This is a genomic window from Syntrophomonas sp. UBA5494 (assembly GCF_002426325.1).
The window spans coordinates 1-8,373 of the sequence record NZ_DIPG01000005.1 but is presented as its reverse complement, the minus strand read 5'-3'; the positions used below and the strand labels follow the sequence as shown (position 1 = coordinate 8,373).

6 protein-coding genes are annotated in these 8,373 nt (G+C 50.1%); all 6 read left to right on the top strand.

Annotation, left to right across the window (positions count from 1 at the left end):
- The coding region (locus B3W37_RS00545; protein WP_483174469.1) for a sigma-54 interaction domain-containing protein at positions 1-855 on the top strand (855 nt) is incomplete at its 5' end.
- 518 nt (positions 856-1,373) lie between these two features.
- Complete coding sequence (locus B3W37_RS00540) at positions 1,374-1,835, top strand: GreA/GreB family elongation factor (protein ID WP_483174468.1); 462 nt, start codon at positions 1,374-1,376, stop codon at positions 1,833-1,835.
- Between the two features lie 136 nt (positions 1,836-1,971).
- Positions 1,972-3,258 (top strand): Glu/Leu/Phe/Val family dehydrogenase, encoded by a 1,287-nt coding sequence (locus B3W37_RS00535; protein WP_483169853.1) that lies wholly within the window; start codon positions 1,972-1,974, stop codon positions 3,256-3,258.
- A gap of 22 nt (positions 3,259-3,280) precedes the next feature.
- On the top strand, positions 3,281-6,493 hold the full coding sequence (locus B3W37_RS00530) for a PEP/pyruvate-binding domain-containing protein (RefSeq protein WP_483174467.1): 3,213 nt from the start codon (positions 3,281-3,283) through the stop codon (positions 6,491-6,493).
- A gap of 313 nt (positions 6,494-6,806) precedes the next feature.
- On the top strand, positions 6,807-7,919 hold the full coding sequence (gene yedE / locus B3W37_RS00525; RefSeq protein WP_483174466.1) for a YedE family putative selenium transporter: 1,113 nt from the start codon (positions 6,807-6,809) through the stop codon (positions 7,917-7,919).
- Positions 7,909-8,142: a sulfurtransferase TusA family protein gene (locus B3W37_RS00520; RefSeq protein ID WP_483169856.1), complete on the top strand. Its 234-nt coding sequence runs from the start codon at positions 7,909-7,911 to the stop codon at positions 8,140-8,142. Before yedE ends, B3W37_RS00520 begins: the two co-directional genes overlap by 11 nt.
- The last annotated feature ends 231 nt before the right edge of the window (positions 8,143-8,373 follow it).

Here is an 8,373-nt window from a genome sequence, read left to right as displayed (position 1 = left end):
AACGTGAGCGCCCGTAAAAACGGTCCTTTTGTGGCCATAAACTGCGCCGCACTGCCAAGAGAACTGGTGGGCAGCGAGTTGTTCGGTTACGTTGAAGGGGCTTTTACCGGGGCCAGGCGCGGAGGACGCCCCGGAAAGTTTGAGCTGGCCAATCACGGCACCCTTTTGCTGGATGAGATCGGCGACATGCCTTTGGAACAGCAAGCCGTCTTGCTGCGGGCTCTGCAGGAAAAAGCTGTTCTGCGTGTGGGAGGAGACAGCCCTATCAAGGTGGATGTAAGGATCATTGCGGCGACCAACCATAACCTCCCGGAACTGGTCGACCAGGGCCGGTTCAGGGTGGACCTTTACTACCGCCTCAATGTGGTCAGGATTAATATTCCCGCACTGCGGGAGCGCCCTGGCGATATTCGATTATTATTCAATCACTTCCTCAAAGAAATGTCAGGCCGGACTGGCCGCCGTATAATCTCTGTCGATGATGCGGTTTACAATTATCTGGAGGCTTACCAGTGGCCGGGCAACATTCGGGAATTGCAGAATGTGGTGGAAAGAATGCTCCTGGTTGCCGATGATTCCCGGCTTACTATAGATCACCTTCCTCGGGAGATCATAAAAATGGAGGTTGATACCGCGGTCAAGCGCCAACAGTGGCTGGACAATAGCAGTGTCGTGCCCCCGGGATATCTGGGGGATCGCCATACCCGTAAGCTGTTTGCCCTTGAGCAGGAAAAAAAGCGGATCATTCAGGCTCTGGATATGCACGGCGGCAACATCAGCAAGGCTGCTATAGAGATGGGCATTTCCCGCAGCACACTGTATCGGAAGATGAAGGAATGTCAGATAATCAACTAATAACTGGACAATTGTAGCAAATCTGTATCATTTTTCGACACATGTCTAATAAATGATGCAAATTTGATACACATTACCGCAGCAGTATTTTTCGACCTCTTCTGGTATAATGGACCAGCGCCCCAATTTGGGGCGTTTTTGCTTTTGCATATTATGAAATACTTTTTGCTGTGAAGTTGGCACATAAGTTGCATTATAATTAGACATCAAGATTCTAAGCTTGAAACCTGTGTAAAATCTAACCTTTTGCCTACTTCTACGGGTGATCAGGGCGAACCTTCAAAATTCCCCCCTGAATCACCCGTTTTTTATTAGGTTTGAAATTATCTGGACGGCTAAAATCTAAGCCAGACCCGGCTATAAAATTCTGTATCCGATGGAAAATGCTGCTAGTATTGACATGCTCCTACTGTATACAGTATACTAAAACGTAATAGGTACCCAGCCGTGAGGCCGGGTACCTAATTATTATGGAATGATGATTACCATTAAATGTATGGGGAGAGGGAGGGTTTCGAGTGGTTCAGCGTGCGATTAAATCACAAACTTATGAGAACCTGCTGCGTCACCTGGTAGCGGTTGAAGAAAACCGCAGTCAATGGGTACATGACTATTTCCCACAGATTTCTCCAGAGCGCAAACAGGTGGTAAACCTTTTGGATCTCTATGTCAGGCAGCTGGAGGCATTCCTTGAGAATTCTATTCGCTCTGAAAAATCAAATAACGAATTGCCGTTTGTCATTATGGGCAGCCAGGTGGAGCTTATAAATCCCGAAACCGGAAAGAGGCAAATATTGGAGATCCTGCCGTTGTATGAAGAGCGGGTAAAAAGCCATCACATTTCCATACTTTCCCCCATGGGAAGTGCCTTGCTGCTGAAGAGCAAAGGAGCCTCTGTCACCATAAAAGCACCCCGGGGAGATATTAACTGGCAGATAATTTCCATCAAATATCCTGAAAATTCCACGCCTGGACAATAGAATATTTGGATAGCGGCCTTCTATGTAGGGGTATATTGTATACATTAAACGATTTTGCGCACAATTTGACGCCTGAGTTATATAATTGGCATAGTCAACCAAACCCGAATATGCTACAAGGAGGAAGCAGATTCAAATGAGTGAGACAAGTTACAATCCCTTTGTTAACGCCCAGGCACAATTCGACCGGGTTGCTGAGATAATCGGCCTGGATGAAGCAACCCGAGCCCTTTTGCGGCAGCCGGCCATGGAATATCATTTCCTTATCCCTGTGCGCATGGATGATGGCAGTACCCAGGTTTTTCAAGGTTTCAGAGTTCAACACAATGATGCCCGCGGCCCGGCCAAAGGCGGCATTCGCTTCCATCCCCAGGAGACTGCTGACACGGTTCGCGCCCTGGCCATGTGGATGACCTGGAAATGCGCCGTGGTCGACATTCCGCTGGGAGGCGGCAAAGGCGGAGTCATTTGTGACCCGCGCAATCTGACCAAAAATGAACAGGAAAGACTGTGCCGGGGATGGGTCAGGAAGGTAGCCCGCGATGTCGGACCGGATTTGGACGTGCCTGCTCCTGACGTGATGACGAATGCCCAGCATATGCTGTGGATGCTGGATGAATTCGAAACGATTCATGGGGGAAGATACCCGGGCTTTATTACCGGCAAGCCGGTTGGATTGGGCGGTTCTCTGGGCAGAACCGAAGCTACCGGTTATGGTGTGGTCTATACTGTGCGTGAAGCCTTAAAAGAAATGGGGATAAAACCCGAGGAAACCTGTGCCAGCTTCCAGGGCTTTGGCAATGTCGCCCAGTACGCGGCCGAATTATACAGCAAGATGGGCGGTAAGGTCGTGGCGATTTCCTGCTGGGACAACACCGACAAGAAATCCTACACTTTCAAATGTGAAGACGGCCTGGACAGCGCCAAACTGATGGAAATAACCGATGCCTTCGGCAGCATAGACAAGGAAAAGGCTAAAACAGTAGGCTGTGAAATCCTTGACGGCAATGCCTGGCTGGAGCAGGATGTCGATATACTATTCCCGGCCGCTCTGGAAAACCAGATAACGATTGAAAACGTACATAAAATCAGCCCGCGGGTTAAAATGATAGTAGAAGGGGCCAATGGACCGACCACCCCCGATGCCGATGAGGTTGTCAAAGCAAGAGGAATTTTCTTGATACCCGACTTCCTGGCCAATGCTGGCGGTGTCACCTGCAGTTACTTTGAACAGGTGCAGTCCAACGCCAACTACTACTGGGAGAAGGATGAAGTCCTGGCCAAGCTGGATGCCAAAATGACCGCCGCTTTCCACGCTGTAAATGATCTGGCTAAAAAGCACAATATGTTTATGCGCGATGCCGCTTATGTTATAGCCATCAACCGTGTAGTGCAGGCCGTGAGAATGAGGGGTTGGGTATAGGAAAAAAGGACAGGGGATTGCCATGCGGGATAGTGACTTGTTAGACGAACACTCCATTCACATCCTCAAGGAGCGGGCCAAAGAACTCAATTGCCTCTATCAGGTTGATGAGATTCTAAACAATCAGCGCCTCTCCCCGGGGGAAATGCTTGCGGGGGTCATTGAAGTTATTCCTTCTGGCTGGCAATACCCTGAGGTGTGCGAGGCCAGAATCCTCTTCGACAGCAACAGTTACCAGACTCCGGGTTACTGTAAGTCAAAACTGCTTTTGAACTGCCCCATAAAGATAGACGATGCGATCGTGGGCAGCATAGAGGTGGTCTATACCAAATCGGTTCCTTCCAGTGAGGAAGGGACCTTTCTGGACAAAGAACGCAAACTGATTCAAACGATAGCCGAACGAATTGGCCAGACCCTGTTTCACCGCCGCCTCAAACAAGTCCTGCAGGAATGGAACCGGCCTCGCCTGGGTTTTACCGAACGTCATTTAGAACACGAGTGGATGGTCGTTTTGGACTTGCTGCGCCGTACCGATCCGGATATGCTTCTGCATGTGAGCCGCAAGATGATCAACCACTTGTACTGGAACGGGGTCGCCGAAGCCGGAAACCTGCTCAATGACTTCAGCCCGGGGTGGCAGGACTCATTCAGCCGCGGGGAGGTCAATTACCCCAGTGCCCGGGTGCCTCTGGGCAATGTGAACACCATTTGCGAAAAGACCTTTCAAATCGCCGCCCGGCATTTCAGCGACCAGGAAATCTCACTGCGCTTGAACCGCTGGATTCAAGAACAAAAGGCCTATGATCTCATCAAGACCGTGGACCGCATCGACACTTCCCTGGGGGAAATCGTTGAGGCCATAAAACGGTACCGCAATATCGCGGGGGAGAGCAATATGCTCTATTCCGCCACCGAGCGCTGGCTGGAAGTGGCCTTGATAAGAAGATTCTTATCCGACAACCTTGACTTCATCCGGGTGGCCAAGCAGTATATCGGTATAAGCCAGTTTTATGAGGTGGTCAAACGCCTCATTTACCCGGAGGAAAGCCACGGTAAAATCGGGGGGAAGAGCACCGGCCTGTTTCTGGCCCAGCAGATTCTAAAAAGAGAAAGCCACAACCACCCCCTACTGGCCGAGGTTAAAATCCCCCGAACCTGGTGCATTACCACCGATGAACTCACCGAATTTCTGCATTACAATAATTTAGAAGGACTGAACGAGCAGAAGTATAAAGACCTGCAAGAGATCCGCATGGATTACCCCAATATCATTCAGATGCTGAAGAACGCCAAGTTTCCACAGGGCATCGTCAAGAGCCTGGCTATGGCCCTGGACGATTTCGGTGATGTGCCCTTGATCGTCAGAAGTTCCTCCTTGTTGGAAGATCAGATGGGAGCTGCTTTCTCCGGCAAGTACAAAAGCCTGTTTCTGGCCAACCGGGGCAGCAAGAAGCAGCGCCTGGATGCGCTGATGGGGGCTATAGTTGAGGTCTACGCTTCAGTCTACGGTCCGGATTCGATCCGTTACCGGGCCGAGCGCGGGCTGCTGGATTTTCACGAAGAAATGGGAATCATGATACAGCAGGTGGTAGGGAAGAAGATGGGCCCTTATTTTATGCCGCTTTATTCCGGGATCGCGGTAAACAACAACGAATTTCGCTGGTCGCCGCGCCTAAAACGGGAAGACGGTTTGATCCGTCTGGTGATGGGTTTGGGAACCCGGGCCGTGGATCGTTTGAGCGACGATTTTCCTTTTTTGATCGCACCTGGTCAGCCTGATCTGCGGGTTAACATAGTCCCTGAGGAGATCAAGTACTATTCACCCAAGAAGGTCGATGTCATCAACCTGGAGACCAATAGCTTTGAAACCGTACCCATTGCTGAGCTGTTAAAGCATTACGGCCCTGAAATACCCTTCGCACACCATCTCCTGTCAGCCTATCGCGAGAACTATGTGGAATGCTTGAATGCCTTCCAGATCGACTTCGAAAAAGAGGATCTGGTGGTTAATTTTGAAGGTCTTATTGCCGCCACGCCGTTTATAAGAAAAATTGGCCAGATCCTGCAGGTGTTACAGGAAAAGATGGGAACTGCGGTAGACATCGAATTTGCTTCAGACGGCCAGGATTTTTACCTTTTGCAGTGCCGCCCCCAGGGATTTGGGGAAGACGCTGTTCCGGCGCCCCTGCCCCGGGATATACCTAAAAACAAGATCATTTTTACTGCCCAGCGCTATATAACCAACGGTTTGGTGCAGAATATCTCCCATGTGGTATTTGTGGACCCTGAAGCCTACAGCAGACTGCAGAGTTTGACAGAGCTGGTCGATGTCGGCAAAGCGGTAGGCATGCTGAACGTTATGCTCCCCCGCAGACGATTCATCTTAATGGGCCCAGGCCGCTGGGGAAGCCGCGGGGATATCAAAATGGGCGTGCAGGTTACTTATGCGGACATCAACAACACCGCGGCCTTGATCGAGATCGCTCGCAAGCGTTCCAATTACGTTCCCGAATTGTCCTTCGGTACGCATTTCTTTCAGGACTTGGTGGAAGCCAATATCCGTTATATACCCCTTTATCCTGATGATAAGAACGTTCAATTCAATGAAAAATTTTTGATTAGATCTCCCAATATCCTGGCTCAGCTTCTGCCCGGCTACAAGCACCTGGAGGATGTAATAAGGGTCATCGATGTGATGGAGGCCAGTCGCGGCAGTATCTTGCACATTAATATGAATGCCGAATTGGGAGAGGCCCTGGGTTATCTGGGGGATGCCACCAGTGGGCCCCTGCATGAGTCCCCGGATTGGTCGCATCTGGTCGAACCGCTGCCCCGGACTGAAGGCTATCGCTATGATGACCGTTATTGGCGCTGGAGGCTGTATATGGCGGAGCGTATCGGTGAACAGCTTGATGGAGAAATCTTGGGAGTAAAAGCGGCTTACATAATCGGCAGCACCAGTAACGGCACCGCTGGTCCGGGAAGCGATATTGACCTGATAATCCATATTGATGGAGACAGTGAAAAGTGCGGCTTGTTGAAGCAGTGGCTCAACGGTTGGAGTCAAGCCCTGGCAGAGATGAATTACCTGAAGACCGGCTATACATGTGAAGGTTTATTAGACGTCCATCTTATTACAGACCGGGATGTTGTCCAAAAAACCAGTTTTGCCGCTAAGATCGGGGCCATAACCGATCCGGCTTTACCGCTCAAACTGAAGAGCCAGCAAGTCTAAAACCCTCCCGGGGTCGACATTTAGAGACATGCTTCTGCTCAGGGCAGGAGAGCGGGCATCTTGTTTTGGTACTATTCCATAATGTCCGGTTGAGGGGGCGGCATTGAATAACATAGAGCCCGGAATATGATTTTTTAACTGTATAATCACGATTCTATTTGAAACGCCTGATAATCAAGGGCGTTTTATTTTATCTATGATAAATGTTGAAATAACTGTTATCTTGCTATTTTTAAGAGAGGAATAACCGGCCCATTGTAGAATATGATTATATGTAATAAAAAATATAACATATAGTTATGTGATGGGAGGTATGGGTTTGGATCGGAACAAATGGTTTGTATTGGGGACCGGGTTGATTATCGGCGCGATTGCAGTCACCCTGGTCAAGTTGGGGAACCCGGCTAATATGGGTTTCTGTATCGCTTGTTTTGAGCGGGACATCGCCGGAGCGCTGGGTTTGCACCAAACCGCTACAGTGCAGTACATGCGCCCTGAAATCATCGGCCTGGTATTGGGAGCCGCTTTGACTGCTTTATTTGCCGGCGAATATAAAGCCCGGGGGGGTTCGGCTACCCTGCTGCGCTTTTTCATGGGAGTTTTTATGATGGTAGGAGCCCTGGTATTTCTGGGCTGCCCGCTGCGTGATATTTTGCGCATGGCTGGCGGAGACTATAATGCTTTAGTCGGATTGATCGGTTTCATTTTTGGGGTTGGCAGCGGGGTATTTTTCCTGAAAAAGGGTTTTGACCTGGGCCGGGCCAAAATCAGCAGTTCGCCCCTCGGAGGATGGGTGATGCCGGTCCTGATGCTGTTCTTCCTCTATCTTTTGCTCAAGGGCACGATATTTAATCAGGCAGCAGGTGGACCGCTGTTCTTCAGTCAAAAAGGCCCCGGCAGCATGCATGCTGCTCTTATGTTCAGCCTGGGGGCCGGAATCATAGTGGGATTCCTGGCCCAGCGCAGCCGCCTGTGCTTGAGCGGAGGCATAAGGGATTTCATGTTGATCAAGGACAATACTCTTTTGTTAGGATTTATCGGGATATTTATCGGGGCGCTGGCTTTAAACATCGGTTTTGGATACTTTAAAACCGGTTTTGCCGGGCAGCCCATCGCCCACAGCAATCACCTCTGGAATTTCCTGGGTCTATATCTGGTAGGTTTGACCGCCACCTTGCTGGGAGGCTGTCCTTTGCGCCAGCTGATCTTGTCCGGACAGGGCGATATGGATGCTGCTGCAGTAGTGATAGGCATGATCGTAGGGGCTGGTTTCATTCATAATTTCGGTTTGGCCAGTTCAGCCATGGCAGCAGCCACGGCTGCAGCCCCCGCATTGATCGGCGGACCCAATTTGTTCGGGCAAATTGCCTGTGTGGCAGGAATTTTAATTATGCTGGTAATCGGTTATGCATACCGTGAAGAATAGGGGGGATTATCAGTTGGAAAAGCTGGATGTACGTGGGCTAAGCTGTCCCATACCGGTAGTGAAGACCAAGAAGCTGATCGACCAGGGCCTGGCTGAGCTCCAGATTGTTGGCGACAGTGCGGAATCAAAAGAAAATGTCGGCAAATTGGCCAGATCCTGCGGCTATACCGTGGTCATGAATGTGGACCAGAAAAACAACTGGGAGATGGAAATAAAGAAATAACCTTGAATGAGAATGAGTAGTGTGCCTTTTACAAAAAGGAGCGGTTCAAGTGGCCGCTTCTTTTTGTCATCTGGGCACAAAGTCAAATACGAGAGAACCCTCCAACCGTCCCCTATTGCCCATATAAGAAAAGGCGGGGGAAAAAACCCCCGCCAGGATGATTCCTTATTAGGAGCGGACTTAGGCCGCGGTTGTTTTGTCTTTTGCCACCGGGGCGTCTTTTTTCAGGTA